This is a genomic window from Rhodococcus spongiicola (assembly GCF_004011835.1).
GTDB classification, from domain to species: Bacteria; Actinomycetota; Actinomycetes; order Mycobacteriales; family Mycobacteriaceae; genus Prescottella; species Prescottella spongiicola.
Genome location: NZ_RKLN01000001.1, coordinates 835,973 through 857,689, shown reverse-complemented (window position 1 = coordinate 857,689; position 21,717 = coordinate 835,973). Strand labels below are relative to the sequence as shown.

At 66.1% G+C, this 21,717-nt stretch carries 20 protein-coding genes; 8 read left to right on the top strand and 12 right to left on the bottom strand.

The window, feature by feature from the left end:
- Positions 1-5: 5 nt before the first annotated feature.
- A complete protein-coding gene (echA20, locus tag EF834_RS03960) occupies positions 6-767 on the bottom strand; it encodes a (7aS)-7a-methyl-1,5-dioxo-2,3,5,6,7,7a-hexahydro-1H-indene-carboxyl-CoA hydrolase (protein ID WP_127945885.1) in 762 nt (253 codons plus the stop codon).
- 96 nt (positions 768-863) lie between these two features.
- Here echA20 and EF834_RS03955 point away from each other — a divergent pair, with 96 nt between their 5' ends.
- A complete protein-coding gene (locus EF834_RS03955) occupies positions 864-1,649 on the top strand; it encodes an SDR family oxidoreductase (protein ID WP_127945884.1) in 786 nt (261 codons plus the stop codon).
- Positions 1,646-2,560: an SDR family oxidoreductase gene (locus EF834_RS03950; RefSeq protein ID WP_127945883.1), complete on the top strand. Its 915-nt coding sequence runs from the start codon at positions 1,646-1,648 to the stop codon at positions 2,558-2,560. The genes EF834_RS03955 and EF834_RS03950 overlap by 4 nt, the downstream gene beginning before the upstream one ends.
- 97 nt (positions 2,561-2,657) lie before the next feature.
- Here the strand turns inward: EF834_RS03950 and EF834_RS03945 are convergent, their stop codons facing one another.
- Together EF834_RS03945 and EF834_RS03940 are read right to left on the bottom strand one after the other, a co-directional pair.
- A complete protein-coding gene (locus tag EF834_RS03945) occupies positions 2,658-3,329 on the bottom strand; it encodes a GNAT family N-acetyltransferase (RefSeq protein WP_127945882.1) in 672 nt (223 codons plus the stop codon).
- Positions 3,330-3,491: 162 nt separating this feature from the next.
- The gene (locus EF834_RS03940; RefSeq protein ID WP_127945881.1) at positions 3,492-4,655 is read right to left on the bottom strand and encodes a steroid 3-ketoacyl-CoA thiolase; all 1,164 of its coding nucleotides are present in this window, start codon (positions 4,653-4,655) and stop codon (positions 3,492-3,494) included.
- 197 nt (positions 4,656-4,852) lie between these two features.
- Between EF834_RS03940 and EF834_RS03935 the strand changes: the two genes are divergently transcribed.
- Positions 4,853-6,103, top strand: a complete 1,251-nt coding sequence (locus tag EF834_RS03935) for a cytochrome P450 (RefSeq protein WP_127945880.1) — start codon at positions 4,853-4,855, stop codon at positions 6,101-6,103.
- Between the two features lie 192 nt (positions 6,104-6,295).
- On the opposite strand, the gene EF834_RS03930 is transcribed toward EF834_RS03935, so the two are convergent.
- From EF834_RS03930 to EF834_RS03910, 5 genes are all read right to left on the bottom strand, one after another.
- Positions 6,296-6,727 (bottom strand): nuclear transport factor 2 family protein, encoded by a 432-nt coding sequence (locus EF834_RS03930; protein ID WP_127945879.1) that lies wholly within the window; start codon positions 6,725-6,727, stop codon positions 6,296-6,298.
- A gap of 1 nt (position 6,728) precedes the next feature.
- Positions 6,729-7,598 (bottom strand): TIGR03619 family F420-dependent LLM class oxidoreductase, encoded by an 870-nt coding sequence (locus EF834_RS03925; RefSeq protein ID WP_127945878.1) that lies wholly within the window; start codon positions 7,596-7,598, stop codon positions 6,729-6,731.
- A gap of 79 nt (positions 7,599-7,677) precedes the next feature.
- Positions 7,678-8,871: a thiolase domain-containing protein gene (locus EF834_RS03920; RefSeq protein WP_127945877.1), complete on the bottom strand. Its 1,194-nt coding sequence runs from the start codon at positions 8,869-8,871 to the stop codon at positions 7,678-7,680.
- The gene (locus EF834_RS03915; protein WP_127945876.1) at positions 8,871-9,938 is read right to left on the bottom strand and encodes a thiolase domain-containing protein; all 1,068 of its coding nucleotides are present in this window, start codon (positions 9,936-9,938) and stop codon (positions 8,871-8,873) included. The genes EF834_RS03920 and EF834_RS03915 overlap by 1 nt, the downstream gene beginning before the upstream one ends.
- Positions 9,939-9,952: 14 nt before the next feature.
- Positions 9,953-10,945 (bottom strand): Zn-ribbon domain-containing OB-fold protein, encoded by a 993-nt coding sequence (locus EF834_RS03910; RefSeq protein WP_127945875.1) that lies wholly within the window; start codon positions 10,943-10,945, stop codon positions 9,953-9,955.
- Positions 10,946-11,018: 73 nt separating this feature from the next.
- On the opposite strand from EF834_RS03910, the gene EF834_RS03905 reads away from it, so the two are divergent.
- Positions 11,019-12,059, top strand: coding sequence for an LLM class F420-dependent oxidoreductase (locus EF834_RS03905; RefSeq protein ID WP_127945874.1), 1,041 nt, complete (start codon positions 11,019-11,021; stop codon positions 12,057-12,059).
- Between the two features lie 96 nt (positions 12,060-12,155).
- Here the strand turns inward: EF834_RS03905 and EF834_RS03900 are convergent, their stop codons facing one another.
- Complete coding sequence (locus EF834_RS03900; protein WP_127945873.1) at positions 12,156-12,980, bottom strand: crotonase/enoyl-CoA hydratase family protein; 825 nt, start codon at positions 12,978-12,980, stop codon at positions 12,156-12,158.
- 80 nt (positions 12,981-13,060) lie between these two features.
- Between EF834_RS03900 and EF834_RS03895 the strand changes: the two genes are divergently transcribed.
- Together EF834_RS03895 and EF834_RS03890 are read left to right on the top strand one after the other, a co-directional pair.
- A complete protein-coding gene (locus EF834_RS03895; RefSeq protein ID WP_127945872.1) occupies positions 13,061-14,710 on the top strand; it encodes an acyl-CoA synthetase in 1,650 nt (549 codons plus the stop codon).
- Positions 14,710-15,825 (top strand): NAD(P)H-dependent flavin oxidoreductase, encoded by a 1,116-nt coding sequence (locus EF834_RS03890; RefSeq protein ID WP_127945871.1) that lies wholly within the window; start codon positions 14,710-14,712, stop codon positions 15,823-15,825. The genes EF834_RS03895 and EF834_RS03890 overlap by 1 nt, the downstream gene beginning before the upstream one ends.
- Before the next feature lie 63 nt (positions 15,826-15,888).
- Here the strand turns inward: EF834_RS03890 and EF834_RS03885 are convergent, their stop codons facing one another.
- The 3 genes from EF834_RS03885 to EF834_RS03875 form a co-directional block, all read right to left on the bottom strand.
- Positions 15,889-17,520, bottom strand: a complete 1,632-nt coding sequence (locus EF834_RS03885) for a long-chain-fatty-acid--CoA ligase (RefSeq protein WP_127945870.1) — start codon at positions 17,518-17,520, stop codon at positions 15,889-15,891.
- A gap of 74 nt (positions 17,521-17,594) precedes the next feature.
- On the bottom strand, positions 17,595-18,716 hold the full coding sequence (locus EF834_RS03880; RefSeq protein ID WP_127945869.1) for an acyl-CoA dehydrogenase family protein: 1,122 nt from the start codon (positions 18,714-18,716) through the stop codon (positions 17,595-17,597).
- A gap of 15 nt (positions 18,717-18,731) precedes the next feature.
- Positions 18,732-19,913 (bottom strand): acyl-CoA dehydrogenase family protein, encoded by a 1,182-nt coding sequence (locus EF834_RS03875; protein ID WP_127945868.1) that lies wholly within the window; start codon positions 19,911-19,913, stop codon positions 18,732-18,734.
- Between the two features lie 278 nt (positions 19,914-20,191).
- Between EF834_RS03875 and EF834_RS03870 the strand changes: the two genes are divergently transcribed.
- Both EF834_RS03870 and EF834_RS03865 read left to right on the top strand, forming a co-directional pair.
- On the top strand, positions 20,192-20,380 hold the full coding sequence (locus EF834_RS03870; protein ID WP_127945867.1) for a ferredoxin: 189 nt from the start codon (positions 20,192-20,194) through the stop codon (positions 20,378-20,380).
- A 118-nt stretch (positions 20,381-20,498) separates the two neighbouring features.
- Entirely contained in the window at positions 20,499-21,413 is a 915-nt protein-coding gene (locus EF834_RS03865) for a 3-oxoacyl-ACP reductase (protein WP_127945866.1), read from the top strand.
- Positions 21,414-21,717 lie beyond the last annotated feature (304 nt).

Here is a 21,717-nt window from a genome sequence, read left to right as displayed (position 1 = left end):
ACTCCCTACTTGTTCGCGCGCGGTTTGCCGGTGGCAACGAACTCGTCGCGGTGCTCGTCGGAGACACCGGCCAGGTTCAGCTCGAAGGTGAAGCCCTGCTCCAGGCGGTAGCTCGTGTGCACGTCCTGGACGTCGATCCGGTTGATCGCCTCCTTGGCCCGCCGAATGATCCGAGTGTCCTTCGCGGCGATCGCACCGGCGATCTCGAGCGCGGCAGCGTCGAGTTCCTCGCGCGGGACGACGTCGTAGACCGACCCGAAGTGCTTGAGCGTCTGCGCGTCGACGTTCTTGGCCGTGTAGTACAGCGTGCGCATCATGTGTTGTGGGACCAGTCGGGCAAGGTGGGTGGCCGCGCCGAGGGCGCCGCGATCGACCTCCGGGAGACCGAAGACCGCGTCGTCGGAGGCGACGATGACGTCGGCGTTGCCCACCAGACCGATGCCGCCGCCGACGCAGAAGCCGTTGACGGCGACCACGACGGGGACCTCGCAGTCGTAGACCGCGGCGAAGGCGGCCGCGCAGCCGCGGTTGGCGTCGATCAGGGCGCCGTGGCCCTCGGTGGCCTGCATCTCCTTGATGTCGACACCGGCATTGAAGCCGCGTCCTTCTGCGCGCAGGATCACGACGTGAGTGTTGTGATCCTTTCCTGCCTCGAGGATTGCGTCGGCCAAGTCGAACCAGCCCTGGGAGGGGATGGCGTTCACGGGCGGGTAGTCAACGGTGACCGTGGTGATTCCGGCACCGTCCGAGGTTGAGGTGATGCCCATGGCATGTTCCTTACGTCTGTTGACCGAACCAAGCGATTGCTTGGTAAGTTATCACAGGCGGGTGCGGATGGCCCGTGTCGCTCAGGAAGGAACAACGTGGATCTCGGTCTCGAAGGCAAGGTCGTACTGGTGACCGGCGGAGTGCGAGGAGTCGGCGCGGGGATCAGCCGGGCGTTCCTGCGCGCCGGGGCGACCGTCGTGACGTGCGCACGCCGTCCCCGAGAAGAGGATGCCGAGCCCGTCGAGGTCGACGGCCGCAGTATTGAGTTCGTCCAGTGCGACGTGCGTGACCCCGAGCAGGTGCAGGCATTGATCGACGGGATCGTCGACAAGCATGGCCGACTCGACACCGTCGTGAACAACGCCGGTGGTGCGCCGTTCGCAATGGCGGCCGACGTGAGCCCGAAGTTCCATGCCAAGATCGTCGAACTGAACCTGCTTGCGCCCCTTCTGATCTCACAGATCGCCAACGAGGTCATGCAGAAGCAGGAGGACGGTGGATCGATCGTAATGATCTCCAGCGTCAGCGGCAGCCGTCCCTCCCCGGGCACAGCGGCCTATGGCGCCGCGAAGGCCGGGATCGACAGCCTCGCGGCAAGCTTGTCGGTCGAATGGGCCCCCAAGGTGCGGGTCAACTCGATCATCGTCGGGCTGGTGCAGACCGAGATGAGCCACTTGCACTACGGCGACGAGGCCGGTATCGAGGCGGTGGGCGCCACCGTACCGCTGGGTCGGATGGCACTTCCCGAGGACATCGGCAACTGTGCGACGTTCCTGGCATCACCGTTGGCGGCTTACGTCAGCGGGTCGACACTTACCGTCCACGGTGGCGGCGAGCGCCCGGCCTTCCTGGCCGCGGCTAATACGGAGGAGAACAAGTGAGCGGATTGCTTGACGGTCGAGTCGTCATCATCACCGGCGCCGGCCGCGGAATCGGTCGTGCCCACGCCCTGGCCTTCGCGGCCGAGGGCGCCAAGGTCGTCGTCAACGACATCGGTGTCGGCGGCGACGGCTCCGCCACCGGCGAGACCCCGGCCGAGCAGGTCGTCGCCGAGATCGAGGCGGCCGGCGGCACAGCAGTGGTCAACGGCGACGACGTCGCGTCGTGGGATGGCGCCCAGAACCTGATCAAGACGGCTCTGGACAACTTCGGGCGACTCGACGTTCTCGTCAACAACGCCGGCTTCCTGCGCGACCGCATGCTGGTCGGAATGAGCGAGGAGGAGTGGGACGCGGTGATCCGCGTGCACCTCAAGGGGCACTTCGCACCGCTGCGACACGCTGCCGCCTACTGGCGTGCCGAGGCCAAGGCGGGACGCCCGGTCGATGCCCGCATCATCAACACCAGCTCGGGCGCCGGCCTGATGGGCTCGATCGGCCAGGGCAACTACGCCGCTGCGAAGGCAGGCATCGCGGAGATGACCGTCCAGGCTGCCGCAGAGCTGAAGAACTACGGCGTGCGCGTCAACGCGATCGCGCCCGCGGCTCGCACCCGCATGACGCTGGGTGCCGGCGGTGCGATGGCCGACGCGATGGCCGCCCCGGAGGACGGTTTCGACGCGATGGCGCCGGAGAACATCTCCCCGCTGGTCGTGTGGCTCGGTTCGGCGGAGGCGAAGGATGTGACCGGACGCGTCTTCGAAGTCGAGGGCGGCAAGATCACCGTCGCCGAGGGCTGGCGCCACGGCCCCACCCAGGACAAGGGCGATCGCTGGGAGCCCAGCGAGCTCGGCCCCGTCGTCGCCGACCTGCTGGCGAAGGCCGAGACCCCCACTCCGGTCTACGGCGCCTGAGTCACGAACGGCGGCGCTGAGACACTAGTGCGCTCAAAACACGAGAATGCCCGTGCGCGACTGCTCTGCGCACGGGCATTCTCATGTCTCGGGCCTCTTACGCGGGTGCGCGGACGATCAACGTCGTACCCGGGAAGTACGCGGCGAGCTCGCTGCGTGCCTGCTTGAGCGACGCCGTGCCGTAGCCCTGCTTGCGTACCTCCGGGGCTACCCAGATCGCGACGTCCACCTCGTTGCCGGTCAACTCGCCGAACACCATGCCGATGCTGTCCGGCTGCTCTCCGGTAGTGCACTCCGCGACGAACCAGGCGGCCGACTCATCGGCTATCCGTGCCAGGCCGCCCTTCCGCTCTTTCTCGATTCGGTCGGCGCTCCATGGGGCGCCGGCATCGTCGAGGCGCTCAGCGGAACGCTTGCCGAACAGCCGAGTGTCCGAGTCCGAACTTGTGAACAGGCGGAGGCGAACCCCCGACCCTGTGCTGTAGGGTCGCTGCTCCGGCAGCCACGGGAGGGTAGCGTCGAGGTCTTCGATCTCGGCGCGGATGCGGTCGCGTTCTTTGATCGTGAGCCGGTCGAAGTGCAGGTTCAGCACCGCGTCGGCGCAGAAGTCGGTGGTGTCGAGCAGTTTGCGCACGGCGGTCACGGCCGCGTCACGGTCCTTGCTCTCGACGATGGTGTCCAGGACCTCATGGCGCCGGTCCAACGCTTTGAGTAGCGCCGAAGCGATTTCGCGCCGGTCGATCACACGGTCGTGGTTCTTCACTGTCATGTTGCGACGTTCCTCCTCGAGAACCGGTGTGCCCGGCGCCGGTGCGTGCCGGGCGTCGTCACCATTATTGCTTCCGGACGCCGGGCGGGGGAGTGCTGCGCGCGATTCGTGGAGCGCCCACGCTGCGAATCCCCAACCCGCCGCCGGCCCGACGCGGAAGCGTCAGATTCGCTCGATGATGGTGCCTGTGGCCAGAGCACCGCCCGCGCACATCGAGATCAGCGCGGTCGAGCCGTCGCGCCGCTCGAGCTCGTGCAGCGCGGTGGTGATGAGGCGAGAACCGGTGCTGCCCACGGGATGTCCGAGTGCAAGTGCGCCGCCGTTGACATTGACCTTGTCCATGTCGGGGCCGTGGACCTGCGCCCACGACAGCGGGACGGACGCGAAGGCCTCGTTCACCTCGAACAGATCGAGGTCGTCGATCTTCATGCCGGCCTTCTCCAGCACCCGTGATGTCGCCTGGACCGGGCCGTCGAGGTGGAACTCGGGCTCGGCGCCGACGAGCGCCTGGCTCACGATGCGGGCCCGCGGCTTCAGGCCGAGCGCGCGGGCGCGGTCCTCGTCCATCAGCATGACGGCGGCGGCACCGTCGGAAATCTGCGACGACGTGCCGGCGGTGTGGACGCCGCCCTCGAGGACGGGCTTGAGCTTGGCGAGGGACTCGGCGGTGGTGTCGCGCAGGCCCTGGTCGCGGCTGACGACGTTCATCTCCGACGTGGGCTGCTTGTCCTCACCGATGACCGGTGCGGGGACCGGCAGGACTTCGCGGTCGAAGCGGCCCTCCTCCCACGCCTGCTTCGCACGCGCCTGCGACCGCACGCCGAGCACCTCCACGTCCTCACGGGTGAGTCCACGGCGCTTGGCGATCCGCTCGGCTGCCTCGAACTGATTGGGCATGTCGATGTCCCAGGAGGCGGGTCGGCGCGGCCCGGCCTCGGTACCGACGTTGGCACCGAGCGGAACCTGGCTCATGGCTTCGACGCCGCACGCGATACCGATGTCGATCGCACCGGTGGCGATGAGACCGGCGATCAGGTGGTTGGCCTGCTGCGCGGAACCGCACTGACAGTCGATTGTCGTGGCACCGACCTGCCACGGCAGACCGGACGCGAGCCACGCCGTGCGAGTGACATTGTTCGACTGCGCACCGGCCTGGGTGACGCACCCGCCGATCACCTGCTCGACGAGCGCCGGATCGATCCCGGCACGGTCCACGATTCCCTTCTGCGCGGCACCGAGGATTTCGGCCGCATGCAGCCCGGACAGCCAGCCACCGCGCTTTCCGATCGGGGTGCGAACTGCCTCGACGATTACTGGTGTGCCCACGGCGGGCTCCTTTCGTTCTCTTTCTCGCTCTTTCTCGAAAAATAGAACAGGTTCACTCCACCGGGCAAGGTTCCGGGGGGTCGACTATTCGGGTTGACTGTTAGCTAGTTCTTCCCCGGATCGACGCTCTGTGATTCAATGCGTGTAGAACGTGTTCCACATCGCTTCGCGTCTGGTCGCAAGGGTAGGAGACAGCAGTGGCGCAGCCCAATATTCCCTCCGGGTTCGATTTTACGGATCCCGACATCTATGCACACCGACTCCCTGTCGAGGAACTCGCGGAGGTTCGCAAGACTCAGCCGGTGTTCTGGGTCGATCAACCCGACGGCATCGGCGGATTCAACGACGGTGGCTACTGGCTCGTAACCAAGCACGAGGACGTCAAGGACGTCTCGATGCGTAGCGATGTCTTCTCGACGTGGCAGAACACCGTGATCCCGCGCTTCGCCGACGACATCGGGCGCGAGAACATCGAACTGCAGCGTTTCGTGCTGCTGAACAAGGATGCGCCCGAGCACACCAAGCTGCGCAAGCTCGTCTCGCGTGGGTTCACCCCGCGCGCCATCAACGGTCTCAAGAAGGAACTGACCGCCCGTGCCGAGGCGATCGTCAAGGGGGCAGCCGAGGAGGGCGAGGGCAACTTCGTCACGCAGGTTGCGGCCGAGCTCCCGCTGCAGACCATCGCCGAGATGATGGGGGTGCCGCAGGAGGACCGCCAGAAGCTCTTCGACTGGTCCAACGAGATGACCGGCTACGACGATCCGGAACTCGACATCGATCCGCAGGCCTCGTCGATGGAGATCCTCGCGTACGCCTACCAGCTGGCGGAGGAGAAGAAGAAGCACCCGGCGAACGACATCGTCACCACGCTCATCGAGGCGGACGTCGACGGTGAGGAACTCAGCCCCGAAGAGTTCGGCTTCTTCGTGATCGTGCTCGCTGTCGCCGGCAACGAGACCACGCGCAACGCCACCACGCACGGTATGAAGGCCTTCATGGACAACCCCGAGCAGTGGGAGCTGTTCAAGAAGGAGCGGCCCAAGACCGCTGCCGACGAGATCCTCCGCTGGGCTACCCCGGTCGCCTCATTCCAGCGCACCGCGCTGGAGGACACCGAGGTCGGCGGCGCCGAGGTCAAGAAGGGGCAGCGAGTGGTCATGAGCTACCTCTCGGCCAACTTCGACGAGGAAGTCTTCGACGATCCCTACAAGTTCGACATCACCCGTGACCCCAACCCGCACGTGACGTTCGGTGGCACCGGTGCCCACTACTGCCTGGGCGCCAACCTGGCCCGGATGCAGATCGACCTGATCTTCAACGCCATCGCGGACTACCTGCCGGACATCACTGAGGTTGCCGACCCGCGGCGTCTACGCTCCGGCTGGCTCAACGGCCTCAAGGAGTACCAGGTCGACTACAAGACCTCGGGCTGCCCGGTCAAGCACTAGATCGAGCGCACACGGACGCGGTAGCGCCGGCGAGAACCCTCGTCTCTCGCTGGCGCTACCGTTCGTCTTGGGGCCTGTCGTCTTGGAGCCTTCAGGCGCGCACCGAGCGAGTCACGGACACAACGAGAGTGGGGCGGTCACCGGATCGGTGACCGCCCCACTCTCGGTTTCGGAGACCTCAGACCTGAGTGGTCAGACCTGAGTGATCGTCTGCATCGCGCGCTCGACTTCCCAGAAGGCCCGGAGCGACTGCAGCTTCCCCTCGGCGTTGACGCGATAGATGAACACTCCCTCGGCATCGACCCGGCTGCCGGCGAGGACCGTGCGGACCGTACCGATGTTGACGTTCTCATCGCCGCACACCAGCGAGTCGTTGATGATGAACTCGAGCGAGTCGGTGTTTGCGATCGTCATGTCATAGAACCGCGAGAGGGCCTCGCGGCCGTGGTGTCCCTTGCCTTCCGGGTCGAATCCCGACGGCCCGACCGGGTCCTCCACCCAGCCGTCCTCGGCGAACAGATCCAGCCACTCCTGCTTGCGCTTGCCGCTCGCGGCAGACTGCGACGCACGGGCGGCCACGCGCGCGGGGTGTTCGGGGGCGGCGGACTCGGTTCCTGCGGTCATATCAGCTCCTGGTGATGTACAGATCGGCGAACTTCCGCAGCGAGTCCTGCTTGGCCTCGAGCGGAGCGTCGAAACCGAGACCGTCGAAGATCCACGGCACGACGATGCTGTCGGTGATGCCCGCTTCGGCCATCTGGGCGTACCCATCCTTGCCGAATCGGTCGATGCACACCGCCTGGATCTCGAAAGGCTCTTCTGCCCGACCGTATTCGGTGCGAAGTTCCTTCAGCCGCGCCATCGTCGCGACCAGGTCGTCGAACTTCATCATCGCCGACGTCCAGCCGTCCCCGACGCGCGCCGCGCGGCGCAGCGCGACGTCGGTGTGGCCACCTACGTAGAACGGGACCGGCTTACTCGGGGCGGGGCTCATTTGGAGCCGGTCGAAGTCGAAGAACTTGCCGTGGAACTCGACCATCCCGCCACCGAGGACCAGTTTGATGACATCGATCATCTCGTCGACCCGGGCCCCGCGCTTGCTGTACGGGACACCGCACCACTCGAACTCCTCGGGGGCCCAGCCGATCCCGACTCCGAACCCGAACCGATTGCCCGTCAGGTTGGCCACCGAGCCCACCTGTCGCGCGAGCAGCAGAGGGTTACGGGAGCCGAGTTTGAGCACGTTCGTGTAGAACCCGATCGTGCTCGTGGCGGCGCCCATCGCGGCCGCCGCGATCAACGGGTCCACCCACGGCGTCTCCGCGTTCCACATGCGCGATCCGTCGGGGGTGTACGGGTAGTCCGCGGCGGCCGTCTCCATGAAGAACAGCGAGTCCGGCAGTGCAATGTTGCTGAAACCACACTCTTCCGCGGTCTGCGCCAGAGCAGTCAACTGCTCCAACGGGCTCATCGCGATGCCGACCGTGAACTTCATGGCTGGTCCCTCTCCCTAGTTGGTAGGACGGTCAGTGGGTAGGACGGTCAGTGGGTAGGACGGTCAGTGGGTAGGACGGTCAGTGGGTAGGACGGTCGGAGCCGACCACCCACATCGCGAAGTACTGCGAGCCACCACCGTACGCGTGGCCCAGAGCCTTACGTGCGCCATCGACCTGATGGTCCCCGGCGCGTTCCATGACCTGCATGGCGGCCTCGGCGTACCGAATCATGCCGGATGCACCGATCGGGTTGGACGAGAGCACGCCACCCGAAGCGTTGACCGGGAGCTGTCCGCCGATCGCGGTCTCACCGGCCTCGGTGAGCTTCCAGCCCTGGCCCTCGGGCATGAAGCCGAGGTTCTCGAGCCACATCGGCTCGAACCACGAGAACGGCACGTAGATCTCGGCCGCGTCGATCTCCTTCAGCGGGTTGGTGATACCGGCGGCCTTCCACAGTGCGGCGGCGGCCATCTGGCCGGCCTGCGGGTTGACCTGGTCGCGACCGGCGTACGTCGTGGGCTCGGTACGCATCGCGGTGGCATGGATCCATGCGACCTTGCGTCCCTCCGACAGGACCTCCTGCGCAGCGTCTTCGTTGCCGATGACGATCGCGCAGGCGCCGTCCGACGACGGGCAGGTCTCGTCGTAGCGGATCGGGTCCCACAGCATCTGGGACGCCTGCACCGACTCGACGGTGATGTCGGGCTGCTTGAGGTGCGAGTAGGGGTTGAGCGCACCGTTGTGGCGGTCCTTCACCACGACCATCGCGCCGATGTGCTCGGGCGCACCCGAACGGCGGATGTAGGAACGTACGTGCGGAGCGAAGTAGCCACCGGCACCGGCTCCGACCGGCATCGTGAACGGCACCGGGGTGGACAGTGCCCACATCGCGTTCGACTCGGACTGCTTCTCCCACGACACTGCGAGCACGCGCTTGTGTGCACCGGCCTGCACGAGGCTGGCCGCGACGTTGCCCGTGGAACCGCCGACGGATCCGGCGGTGTGCACGCGAAGGAGCGGTTTGCCGTTGGCGCCCAGAGCATCCGACATCGCGAGCTCCGGCATCATCGAGCCCTCGAACAGGTCGGGAGCCTTGCCGACGACGATGGCGTCGATGTCGTCCCAGCCGACGTGGGCGTCGGCCATCGCGCGGTCGACGGCCTCGCGGACGAGGCCCGCCATCGTGACGTCGTGGCGCTTGGCGACGTAGTGGGTCTGCCCGGTACCGAGGACGGCGGCAGGCTGCTTACCTCGGGAAATGTCACTCGCCATCAGTTGTTGCGTCCTTCCATGACTGCGACCAGGTTCTGCTGCAGCACAGGGCCACTGGTGGCATGAGCGAGGGTGCGCTGTGCTTCGCCGTTCATGATCTTGCGGGCTGCGTGGCCGATGCGCTCGAGACCGCCGGAGAACATCGGGTTGCCGGTGAGCGGACCACCCGACGGGTTGATCGTGGCGGCATCGGTGAGTCCGATCGCCTCGCGCAGGATCAGTTCCTGGTGGGTGAACGGTGCGTGGAGTTCGGCGACATCGATGCTCGCGGCGTCACCGCCGGTTGCCGCTCGGGCCGCTGCGGCGGTGGAGGGCGACGTGGTCAGATCGCGCGCACCGATGTTCGGTGAGTCGATACGGTGCTCGAAGCCGGTGATCCATGCCGGGCGCTCGCACAGTTCGCGGGCGCGGTCGCCGCGGGCGAGAACGACCGCGGCAGCACCGTCGGTGATCGGTGCACAGTCGTGCGCCCGCAACGGATCCGCGACGAACTCGGAGGCCAGCAACGTCTCGACGTCCACCTCACCGGAGATCTGTGCATTGGGGTTGTTCATGGCGGCGGCTCGGCTGCGCTTCGCGATCTCGGCCATGTCCGCGGCGGTCCACTTGCCGGCTTCGAGGCCCAGGCGGGCCTGCAGGCCGGCGACCGAGATCGAGTCCGGCCACAGCGGGGCCACGATGTAGGGGTCCATCTGCATGGCCAGGACCTGGCGGAGGTTGCCGGCGGAGGACTTACCGAATCCGTACACGAGGGCGGTGTCGACCTCGCCGGTCAGCAGCTTGATCCATGCCTCGTACAGCGCCCAGGCGGCGTCCATCTCGACGTGCGACTCGTTGATCGGCGGGACGGGGCCGACCGCGTCGACCGCGGAGATGAACGAGAAGGCTCGTCCGGCCAGGTAGTCGGAGGAGCCGGAGCACCAGAATCCGATGTCGGACTTGGTGATTCCGAGATCGGAGTACAACTCCTGGAAACAGGGGACCAACATCTCGACACCGTTGGTGGTGCCGGTGGTCTCGCGCACATGTGGGGCCTGTGCGAAGCCGACGACTGCAATGTCTGTCATGGTTCTCGAGGCTCCTAGAGGTGGTGCTTGTAGGTGTCGTAGTCCGCATCCGGCTCACCGGTGGGGCGGAAGTGCGAGATGTTCTTGAGCGAGTACTCCCACTCGTCCTTCGGCTTCCACACGGCCTCGACGCGCATGCCCATGCGGACTTCGGAGGCGTCACAGTCGAGGATCAGGTGCAGGAACGGGATGTCGGCGCCGTCGAGCAGGACGTAGGCCGCGACGTATGGCGGCTTGATCTGCTGGCCCATGAAGGGGACGTTGACGATGCAGAAGGTCGTGACGATGCCCTTGTCGGAGACTTCGACCTGCTCCGTTGTCGGGATGCCGTCGGTCGGGCTTGCGCTGCGCGGCGGGACGTAGACCTTGGCGCCCGGTCCTGTGCGTCCACCGATGACCTTGCCGGCGGCGAGGCCGCGGAGGTAGAAGCTCTCCTCGAACGAGGCGGTGTGCGTGTAGTGCAGGTCGACCGGGGTGATGATCCCGGTTACCAGGTTGTCTCCGGAAGCTGTTGCGGTGGAAGCTGAGTCACTCTTACCAGCGTCACTCTCACCCGGCTCGAAGCAGGCGATGTCCCGAATGTGTCCGGTGCGCTCGTCCGCCCAGCGAACTCGCACCCGCATGCCGGTGCTCATCGCTTCCGGGGACCCGGCATCGACGGCATGCAGGATCGACGTGTCGGCACCGTCGAGCTTGATCAGGGCCCACGCGAACGGATGCGTCAGGGGTTGGCCGTCGATCGGCTCGGGCATCCACGTCCAGGTGACGACGGTTCCGGTGTCCGAGACGTCCACGAAGTCGGTCATCGGTTCGTGGGTCGAGGGGTCGAATTCCGGTGGCGGCACGTGGATGCGGCCGTCGGATCCGCGGGCACCGATGACCTTACGGTCACGAAGAGCCGTAACGAACGCTCCGATGGTCGGCCCCACCGATCGGGTGTAGTCGAATTTCAGATTAAGTGGTGCTCTCAGTGGCTGCTCGGCCACTCCGCTCTTTCCAGGGGTCACAGAATCGAGTAGAACAGGTTCTTATTATTGTGGCAAGAGTCATGCCTGATCACTGCGGATACGGAGGCACGCAATGAAGCTTGGGTTGCAACTTGGGTACTGGGGCGCACAGCCTCCGGCCAACGCACAGGAATTGGTGGACGAGGCGGACGCCTCTGGTTTCGACTCCGTGTTCTCGGCCGAGTCGTGGGGTAACGATGCCTTCACACCGCTTGCGTGGTGGGGCTCGAACAGCGAGCGCATCCGCTTGGGTACATCGGTGGCGCAGCTGTCGGCGCGGACGCCCACGAACTGTGCGATGCACGCGCTCACGCTCGACCACCTGTCCGGTGGACGGGCGATCCTCGGCCTCGGCGTGTCCGGGCCGCAGGTGGTCGAGGGCTGGTACGGGCAGCCGTTCAAGAAGCCGTTGGCCCGCACTCGCGAGTACGTCTCGATCGTGCGTCAGGTTCTCGCGCGGGAAGCGGCTGTTCGCAACGACGGCCCGCATTACCCGCTGCCGTACACCGGGCCCAACTCGATGGGCCTCGGCAAGCCGCTCAAGCCGATCACGCATCCGCTGCGCGCCGACCTGCCGATCTGGCTGGGCTCCGAGGGCCCCAAGAACGTCGCGCTGACCGCCGAGATCGCGGACGGCTGGCTGGCGATCTACTACACGCCGCGACTGGCACCGATGTACAACGAGTGGCTCGACGAGGGATTCGCACGTCCCGGCGCGCGCCGAACCCGCGAGGACTTCGAGGTGGCCGCGACGTGCCAGGTTGTCGTCACCGATGACCGCAAGGCCGAGATCGACAAGCTCAGGCCGATCACCGCGCTGTACGTCGGCGGCATGGGTGCGGCCGAAATGAACTTCCATGCCCAGGTGTACACCCGGATGGGATACGGCGACGAGGTCAAGGAAATCCAGCGGTTGTTCCTGTCCGGACGCAAGGAAGAGGCCGCCGCGATCGTGCCCGACCAGATGGTCACGGACACGATGATCATCGGCAACCTCGACGAGGTGCGTACGCAGGTCAAGGAGTGGGAGGACTCCGGGGTCACGATGCTGCTGGTGACGTGCCGCTCCGTCGAGCACATGCGCGAGCTCGCTGCGGCGGTCGGCACAGCTTGATCTCCTCCGGCACACGAAAGGCGCGGCCCGTGGTGGGAATCCACCACGGGCCGAGCCTTTTCGAGATTCCCGGTTGCGGACCGGGCCACCGGGTGGCTACCGGCCGGTGAACTTGGGGGCGCGCTTCTCGGCGAAGGAGCGCGGGCCCTCCTTGGCGTCGTCGCTCTTGAACACCGCGGCACCGATCTCGGCCTCGAGCTTGAACGCGTCCTCTTCGTGCATGCCTTCGGTGTCGCGGATGGTCTTCAGGATCGCCTGTACCGCGATCGGGCCGTTGGCAGCGATCTGCTCAGCGATCTCGAGAGCCCTGTCCAGTGCTCGACCGTCGGGGACGATGTGGCTGATGAGCCCGATCTCCTTGGCCTCGGGCGCGGGCACCGTCCGGCCGGTGAGCAGGATCTCGGCGGCGAGGGTGTAGGGGAGCTGCCGGACGAGGCGGACCGCGGAGCCACCGAGCGGGAAGAGGCCCAGTCGTGCCTCGGAGACGCCGAAGCGGGCGCCCTCGCCGGCAACGCGAATGTCGGTGCCCTGAAGGATCTCGGTGCCGCCCGCGATGGCCGCGCCCTCGACTGCGGCGATGAGCGGCTTGCTGAGGCGGCGGCCCTTGAGTAGTGCCGGCAGCTTGGTCAGGTCCATCCCGCCTTCGCCGAACCTGTCGCCGGGGGCGTTCCGGTTCATCTCCTTGAGGTCCATGCCGGCACAGAACGTGCCACCGGCACCAGTGAGAATCGCGACGCGGATGTCGGGATCGGAGTCGACCCGGTCCCAGGCCTCGGCCATGATCGCCATCATCTCGCCCGACAGCGCATTGCGTGCCTCGGGCCGGTTCATGGTCACGATCAGGACGTGGCCACGCTTCTCGACCAGGCAGTGGGGCGATTTCGCCGAAACGTCGGATTTCTCGGTGGTTTCGGTGGACACTTAGGCACTCCCGGGATGTATGTGAGTTGAGTCTCAGATTGGGTCTTGTCTGTGACAGTAACACGTTCTACTTTGTTGACGTGGCCATTAATATCGCAGACCTCGTAGAGCACTCGATCGACCTCAACCCGGACCGCCTGGCGCTGGTGGATGCGGAGCGCGAGCTCACCTTCGCGCAGCTGGAGGAGCGCGCCAACCGGCTGGCCAACTACCTGCGTGATCAGGGCGTCAAGCCGGGCGACAAGGTGGGCATTTACAGCCGCAACACCATCGAGGCGATCGAGGCGATGGTCGCGGTGTTCAAGGCGCGCGCCATCATGGTCAACGTCAACTTCCGCTACGTCGAGAACGAGTTGCAGTACATCTTCGAGAACTCGGACATGGTGGCGCTCGTCCACGAGCGTCGTTACTCGGACAAGGTGGCCGGGGTCCTGCCGAACACCCCGCTGGTCAAGACGGCGATCGTCGTCGAGGACGGCACGGATGCCGACTACTCGTCGTACGGCGGTGTCGAGTACGAGACCGCACTGTCCCAGGGTTCTCCGGAGCGGAACTTCGGTGACCGCAGCCCCGACGACATCTTCATCATCTACACCGGCGGCACCACCGGCATGCCCAAGGGCGTCATGTGGCGGCACGAGGACTGGTGGCGGGTGCTCGGCGGCGGCATCAACTTCGTCACCGGCGAGTACGTCAAGGACGAGTGGGAGGTTGCGAAGATCGGCGCCGAGAACCCGGCGATGATCCGCTTCCCGATTCCGCCGATGATCCACGGCGGTTCGCAGTCCGCGGTGTTCCACAGCCTCTTCGGCGGCGGCACCCTGGTGATGGTCCCCGAGTTCGACGGGCATGCGGTGTGGCAGGCCATCGACCGTCACAAGGTCAACCTCATCTTCATCACCGGTGACGCGATGGCCCGCCCGATGATCGACGCGCTCATCAAGGGCAACCCGGAGACCGGTGAACCGTACGATCTCTCGTCGCTCTACGTCATCGCCAGCAGCGCAGCGCTGTTCTCCCCGGCTCTGAAGGAGCAGTTCCTCGAGCTGCTGCCGAACCGCCTGCTGACCGACGCGATCGGCTCGTCCGAGACCGGATTCGGCGGTCTCGCCACCATCACCAAGGGCTTCGAGCACACCGGTGGTCCGCGGGTGAAGATCGACGCAGCGACCGTCGTCCTCGACGACGAGGGCAACCCGATCGAGCCCGGATCGGGCAAGGTCGGAATGCTTGCCCGCAGCGGTCACCTTCCCCTCGGCTACTACAAGGACGAGGAGAAGACCAAGGCAACGTTCAAGTTCTACAACGGGACCCGCTACTCGATCCCCGGCGACTACGCCTCGGTCGAGGAGGACGGCACCGTCACGATGCTCGGACGCGGATCGGTCTCGATCAACAGCGGCGGCGAGAAGATCTACCCCGAAGAGGTCGAAGGCGCCATCAAGACTCACCCGGATGTCTTCGACGTGCTCGTGGTCGGCGTGCCCGACGAGCGCTGGGGCAACCGTGTCGTCGCGGTCGTCGCACCGCGGCCCGGAACTCGTCCGAGCCTGGCCGACATCGTCAAGGCGGCCCGCAACGAAATCGCCGGCTACAAGGTGCCGCGCAGCCTGTGGCTGGTCGACGAGATCAAGCGTTCGCCTGCCGGCAAGCCCGACTACAAGTGGGCCACCGCGCAGACCCAGGCTCGTGAAGCGGACGACCACCTGACCAACGGCAAGGACGCGTGATGCGCACGGATCTCGCCGAGAAGTTCGGGGTCCAGTACCCAATCTTCGGTTTCACGCCGTCCGAGCACGTCGCTGCCGCGATCTCGCGTGCCGGTGGTCTCGGCGTCCTGGGATGCGTGCGGTTCAACGACCCGGACGAACTCGACGCCACCCTGACGTGGATGGACGAGAACACCGACGGCAAGCCGTACGGTGTCGACATCGTGATGCCGGCCAAGGTGCCCACCGAGGGTGGGGTGGTCGATCTCGACAAGCTCATTCCCGCAGAGCACAAGGCGTTCGTCAACCGCACTCTCGACGACCTCGGTGTGCCGCCCCTCTCCGACGACGTCGAGCACGCCACGGGTGTGCTCGGGTGGCTGCACTCGGTCGCACGCTCGCATGTCGACGTCGCGCTGAAGCACCGGATCTCGTTGATCGCCAACGCCCTGGGCTCTCCGCCGAAGGACGTCATCGATCTAGCCCACGAGAAGGGCGTCCCGGTCGCAGCGCTCGCCGGTGCCGTCGAACACGCTCGGAGCCACGTCGCGAACGGCGTGGACATCGTCATCGCGCAGGGTTACGAGGCCGGCGGGCACACCGGAGAGATCGCCTCGATGGTGCTCGTCCCCGAGATCGTCGACGCCGTCGGCGGGGACGCCGCAGTGCTTGCCGCCGGTGGCATCGGCAGCGGCCGACAGGTCGCGGCGGCGTTGGCGCTCGGCGCATCCGGCGTGTGGATGGGTTCCTACTGGCTCACCACGAGCGAGTACCGGCTGGGCGCAGTAGCCGACGGACCGACCTCGGTCCAACGTGCTCTCCTCGCCGCGTCGTCCTCCGACACGGTCCGTTCCCGGATCTTCTCCGGCAAGCCCGCGCGGCTGCTGAAGACCAAGTGGACCGAGGCGTGGGCCAAGCCCGATGCTCCCGACCCGCTTCCGATGCCGCTGCAGAACATTCTGGTCAGCGAGGCACATCAGCGGATCTCCGCCGGCGGTGATCCCGAGGTCGTGGCCATGCCGGTCGGTCAGATCGTCGGACGGATGAACAAGATCCGGCCGGTCGCCGAGGTCATGGCCGAGTTGATCGAGGGATTCGAGTCCACGATCTCTCGCCTCGACGGTCTGAAGAACTGAGACGCAAGTAGAACGCTGCAGCGCCCCGGAACGCGATCGTTCCGGGGCGCTGTTGTCTGGCTTCTACGCGCCGGGGCTCCGCGGTTCCAGCATGCGCGCGAGTTCCGGTGTGAGAAGAGTGAACTCGTCCTGGCCGTGGCCGCGCAGCCAGACCGGGTCGGCGCAGTGCCAGCGCTCGGCGCTCAACGTTCGGGTGACGACCTTGAACGTCGCGGTCCGCGGGAACTGTGAGCACACCCGCACCAGGGTCGGCCGCTGCTTGGGGCCGAGGTCGGGCTGGCCGTCGAGGAACCGGGCGAAGGCCACCGGGTCGAAGGAGGCGACGTCGCCCGTCGGGATGACGGCTGCCATCACCCGGTCACCCACCTCGCTGTCCGGCACCCCGTACACCGACACCTGGGTGAATCCCGGGTACCGGAGCAGAATGCGCTCGATCGGCGCCGTGCCGAGGTTCTCGCCGTCGACCCGCAGCCAGCCCGAACTACGGCCCGCGAAGTACACGAAACCGTCGGCGTCGCGGTACCCGAGGTCACCGCTCCAGTACTTGCCGTCGCGAAGCCGCTCGGCGTCGGCCTCGGGATTCTTGTAGTACCCCGCGAAGGCGCCGGCGCCGCTCATGTTCACCATCTCGCCGGTCGCCTTGTCCGCGTTCAGAATCCGTCCGGACTCGTCGAACTCAGCTGGTGGGCAGGGCATTCCGGTCTCGCTATCGAGGATTTCGACATTGTCGGGTAGCAGGCCCAGCGCACCCAAGGGTGCATCGGGGTGAGCGGAAATTGCGATACCACCCTCGGTGGAGCCGAAGCCGTCGAGCACGAGCGTTCCGAATCGGTGGGCGAACTCCCGGGCCACCGGCGCCGAACCCTCGTTGCCGTACATGATCTTCAGCGTGTTGTCGGCATCGTCCGGCCGCTCGGGAGTGGCGAGGATGTACGACAGTGGCTTTCCGACGTAATTGGCGTAGGTGACGCCGTATCGGCGGACATCCGGCAGGAATCCGGATGCGGAGAATTTCCGCCGGAGTGCGATCCCGCACTGTCCGTGGACTGCCACGGACCACGCCGCCATCATTGCATTGGAGTGGAACATCGGCATCGCCATGTACACGACGTCGTCCGTCGAGAGGCCGAATCGCTCGGCCAGCATGATACCGGGGACGGTGAACTTCGCGTGCGTGCAGCGCACCGCCTTGGGGTCTCCGCTGGTGCCCGAAGTGAAGATCAGCATCAACAGGTCGTCGGGACGTGCCTTCGACGGGACGACGGGGCTGTCGGCGAAAGGCGCCAGCAGTTCGGGCCACTCGGGTGAATCCACGTCGATGACCCGTACACCGTGGAGATCCAGTCCCTCGAGAAGATGTGCCTGGCTGGCCTCGGTGAACACGACCTGACAGTCGGACAGGGCAATGTCTCGGGCCAGGGCGTCACCCCGGCGAGTGGTGTTGAGACCGACCAGGACAGTGCCGGAGAACGCCGCCGCGCCGAGAAGCGACGAGAACTCCGGGATGTTGTCGAAGAGCACCCCGAAGTTTCGAGGGCGGCCGGGGTCGAGCAGGGCGTTCAGCAGAGCCGCACGGTCGTACATTCCGTGGACGTGTTCCGCCCACGGAATGTACGAATCCTCGAATCGGATTCCGTGCGTGTCGGCATCGCAGAGCGGCTCGAGAAGATCCGCGACGGTGGGATTAGCTTTCATGTCCACATCATGACGCGTGTTACGCCGTTTGCTCTGCCGTTTCCGCTTTTTGGGACTGCTTGTGCCCGAGACGTTTACGCGGGAGCCGCAGCCAGAACTGAACCCAGGCGGCGTAGATGGTCGGTTGCCGACCCGAGGAGGAACTCCTGCCGCTTCGCTGCCAGGAAGTAGCGATGGGTGGGGTGGTCTTCATCCAGACCGACACCGCCGTGGACGTGTACCACGGTGTGTGCGACCCGGTGGCCGGCGTCGGCGGCCCAGAACTTCGCCGTGTCGATCTCGCCTTCGACAGGAAGTCCCTCCGCAAGCCGGAACGCCGCCTGCCACAGTGTCAGTCGTACGCCCTTGACGTCGATGTATCCGTCGGCCAGACGCTGCGCAACGGCCTGGAAGCTGCCGATCGGGCGGTCGAACTGCACGCGCTCACGAGCGTAATCGGCGGTCATCTTCAGCGCCTGGTCTAGCACGCCGAACTGGAAGGCGCTCGAGCCGACGGCGCCACGGTCGAGGATCCAGTCGACGATCTCACGTCCGCGCTGGATGGTGCCGAGGATGCGGTCCTTGCCCAGGGGGACGTCGGTGAACTCGACGATGCCGACGCATCCGAAATCGGTTGTCTGCTGGCGGGTGACCGAGACGCCGGCGTCGTCGGCCTGCACCAGGAACACCGCGGTGCCGTTGTCGGTTGCGGCTGGGACCAGGAACAGATCCGCAATCGGCGCACCGTCGACGACGACCTTGGTGCCGCGCAGCGTCCACCCGTCTGCGGTCTTCTCGGCGCGGGTGACGGGTGCCGCGGGGTTGTCGTTGAGGTCCTCGGCGAGTGCGACGGCGAGAATCTTCGAGCCGGCAGCGGCCAGGGCAGCCCACTCCGAACGCTGTGCGTCCGAGCCGAACTCGGCGATTGCGCCCGCGGCCATGACGATCGACGACAGGTAGGGCACCGGAGCCACGCCGCGGCCCAGTTCGATCAGGATGCTGCACTGCTCGAGAACGCCGAATCCGTCGCCGCCGATCGACTCGGGCAGGGCCGCGCTCAGCACGCCGGAGGTCGCGAGCGCATCCCACAGCTTGCGGTCGAAGCGGTCCTCGGCCGAGTCGAGTTCACGCAGGTGCTCGTTCGTGACAATTTCCGAGACGATGCCGTTGGTGAGGCCGGCCAGGTCGTTCTGGGCCTCGGTGAGGGAGAAGTCCATAGTCGTGGTCCTTACTTATCGCTTGGAGGCGGGCTGGCCGAGGGCGGTCATCGCGATGATGTCGCGCTGAATCTCGTTGGTGCCGCCACCGAAGGTGAGGATCAACGCGGAGCGGTGCATCCGCTCGAGTCGTCCGCGCAGCAAAACACCGGCCGAGTTCTGGCGGACCGTTGCCGACGGGCCCAGGATCTCCATCAGCAGGCGGTAGGCCTCGGTGGCGAACTCGGTGCCGAACACCTTGTTGGCCGATGCGGCTTCGGGTCCGGGAGCGTGGTCCTCGGCCGATGCGATCTCCCAGTTCATGAGCTTCAGGTACTCGGTCTTGGCGTGGACCCGAGCCAGGTTGATCTGCACCCACTCCTGGTCGATCACCCGTCGACCGTCCGCGAGCTTGGTGTTCTGCGCCCACTCGCGGACTTCCTGCAGAGCCGTCATGATCGGACCCGCCGACGTGAGCGCGACACGCTCGTGGTTGAGCTGGTTCGTCACGAGCTTCCAGCCGCCGTTCTCCTCGCCCACGAGGGAGCTCTGCGGCACGCGTACGTCCTGGTAGTAGGTCGCGCTGGTATCCGGGCCCGCCATCGTGTGCACAGGCGTGTACGAGAAGCCCTCGGCAGTGGTCGGCACGATGATCATGCTGATGCCACGGTGCTTCTTGGCATTCGGGTCGGTCCGGCACGCGAGCCACACGTAGTCGGCGTACTGGATGAGGCTGGTCCACATCTTCTGACCGTTGATGACGTAGTCGTCACCGTCCTTGACTGCGGACGTGCGCAACGACGCGAGATCGGTACCGGCGCCCGGCTCGGAGTAGCCGATCGAGAAATGCAGCTCGCCCGCCGAGATCTTCGGGAGGAAGAAGGCCTTCTGCTCGGCGGTACCGAAGTGCATGATCGTCGGCGCGACCGAGTTGATGGTCAGGAAGGGGACCGGTGCGCCGGCGATCGCGGCCTCGTCGGTGAAGATCAGCTGCTCCATGGCGGACCGCTCCTGGCCGCCGTACTCGTTGGGCCAGCCGAGGGTGAGCCAGCCGTCCTTACCCATCTGCTGGACGACCTCGCGGTAGACGTTGCCCTCGCCGTACTCGCCGGTCGTCGCGGCGAGTGCCTCACGACGTTCGGGGGTCATCAGTTTCGCAAAGTAGCTTCGCAATTCCTCGCGCAGCTGCTGCTGCTGCGGGGTGTAGGTGATATCCACGTGGCTTCTCCATTCCAGGGCAATCGTCGGCGCTGATTCGCCCGACTCGGCACTGTCTGCTGGAATGATCGCGGACACTGCTGATCTTGTACGAGGCTGTGACAGCGGCCTTTCCGTCACCGTGCCGACCGTGCGGTTGGCGCGTCGAGGATGGTCGATCGAATCATTGCACAGCGGTGGAACAGGTTCTAGTCTAATGGCGGAATGTGGTTGCATCACAGCCCGGTGCACCGCGCATCCGTCTACCCTTCCAAACTAGCGTGAAATGAGGAATGGCCATGGAGGTCAGGGTCGACAGGGACCGCTGCGAAGCCAACGGCGTCTGCGTCGGAATCGCACCCGACATCTTCGAACTTGATGACGACGAGGAGTTGATCATCACAGCGCCCGTGCCTCCCGCGGACCGCGAAGCGGACGTTCGCTCGGCCATTGCGCAGTGCCCTCGCGCTGCGCTCACCGAGCACTAGAGACGCCTTGCGGCCAATGTAGAACGCGTTCTACATTGGCCGCGTCGTCGACAGCCGCGACGATCAGCCACCCGACCGGTGTGAGGCCGGTCGACGTCACGGGTACGGGAGTACGTACATGAGTGCAGACAGCAGCCGCGAGGTCAGCTTGGAGGGCAAGGTCGCGATCGTGACCGGGTCGGGATCCGGTCTCGGCCGGGCCGAGGCGATCGGCCTGGCGCAGTCCGGCGCGGCGGTCGTGGTCAACGATCTCGCGGTCAGCGATGCGGTCGAGTCGACGCTCGAGGATATCCGTGCCCTCGGAGGCAAGGTCGAATTCGTTGCCGGTGACGTCGGCGAGCGGTCCACCGCGGACGCGCTCATGGCCGCCGCACAGGGACTCGGCGGTGTGGACATCGTCGTCAACAATGCGGGCATCGTCCGCGACCGCATGTTGTTCAGCATGTCCGACGAGGAATGGGACCTCGTCCTCAAGGTTCACCTGCGCGGCCACTTCCTGCTTTCCCGCAATGCTGCCGCGTTCTGGCGCGACAAGTCGAAGGCGGAGGGTGCCTCCGTCTACGGTCGGCTCATCAATACGTCGTCCGAGGCGGGTCTGCTCGGCCCGGCGGGCCAGCCGAACTACGGCGCGGCCAAGGCCGGCATCACGGCTCTGACCCTGTCGGCGGCGCGTGGTCTGTCCCGCTACGGCGTGCGCTCCAACGCCATCTGCCCACGGGCCCGGACGTCGATGACGGAGTCCGTGTTCGGTGACGCTCCCGAGGGCGAGGTCGATCCGCTGTCGCCGGAGCACGTCGCCGCCCTGGTGTCCTACTTGGCCTCGCCGGCGGCCGACAAGGTCAACGGCCAGGTCTTCGTCGTCTACGGCCCGATGGTTGCGCTGATGGCGGCCCCCGTGGTCGAGCAGCGCTTCGATGCAGACGCGGCTCAGTGGACGCCCACAACTCTCGCGGACGAGATGTCGGCCTACTTCGACGGCCGTGACCCGGAGCGCACGTTCTCGGCGTCGGAAGCGCTGGGAAGCCTCGGCTGACTCTTGCCGCTCGAATCGGGCGGCGTATCCTTCTGAAGGGTCCCGCAATCTTCCTGTGATGGGGACCCTCGGGGATCTCGATCCATACAGGATGAAACCCGGCCCAGGGGGCGGTGCGGAGCCCATTCGGATCGATCCGGGGTAGCAATGGGGCCGGGGCGTGCCGCCGCGAAACGGTACTGGGGGGATTAGAACAGGTTCTAGTTTTGTCTTTTCGCGCGGGCCGTGGATGCGGTTGTCCGTGATCGCATCTATCGGTCCGCGGGGTCAGTCGGACGGCCTCGGATTCCATCCGCCCACGTGC

Bases quoted from the DNA above. Each gene is read 5' to 3' on its own strand.
- echA20 (WP_127945885.1), bottom strand. From the start codon at position 767: ATGGGCATCACCTCAACCTCGGACGGTGCCGGAATCACCACGGTCACC.
- EF834_RS03945 (WP_127945882.1), bottom strand. From the start codon at position 3,329: ATGACAGTGAAGAACCACGACCGTGTGATCGACCGGCGCGAAATCGCT.
- EF834_RS03930 (WP_127945879.1), bottom strand. From the start codon at position 6,727: ATGACCGCAGGAACCGAGTCCGCCGCCCCCGAACACCCCGCGCGCGTG.
- EF834_RS03925 (WP_127945878.1), bottom strand. From the start codon at position 7,598: ATGAAGTTCACGGTCGGCATCGCGATGAGCCCGTTGGAGCAGTTGACT.
- EF834_RS03920 (WP_127945877.1), bottom strand. From the start codon at position 8,871: ATGGCGAGTGACATTTCCCGAGGTAAGCAGCCTGCCGCCGTCCTCGGT.
- EF834_RS03915 (WP_127945876.1), bottom strand. From the start codon at position 9,938: ATGACAGACATTGCAGTCGTCGGCTTCGCACAGGCCCCACATGTGCGC.
- EF834_RS03905 (WP_127945874.1), top strand. From the start codon at position 11,019: ATGAAGCTTGGGTTGCAACTTGGGTACTGGGGCGCACAGCCTCCGGCC.
- EF834_RS03890 (WP_127945871.1), top strand. From the start codon at position 14,710: ATGCGCACGGATCTCGCCGAGAAGTTCGGGGTCCAGTACCCAATCTTC.
- EF834_RS03885 (WP_127945870.1), bottom strand. From the start codon at position 17,520: ATGAAAGCTAATCCCACCGTCGCGGATCTTCTCGAGCCGCTCTGCGAT.
- EF834_RS03880 (WP_127945869.1), bottom strand. From the start codon at position 18,716: ATGGACTTCTCCCTCACCGAGGCCCAGAACGACCTGGCCGGCCTCACC.
- EF834_RS03870 (WP_127945867.1), top strand. From the start codon at position 20,192: ATGGAGGTCAGGGTCGACAGGGACCGCTGCGAAGCCAACGGCGTCTGC.
- EF834_RS03865 (WP_127945866.1), top strand. From the start codon at position 20,499: ATGAGTGCAGACAGCAGCCGCGAGGTCAGCTTGGAGGGCAAGGTCGCG.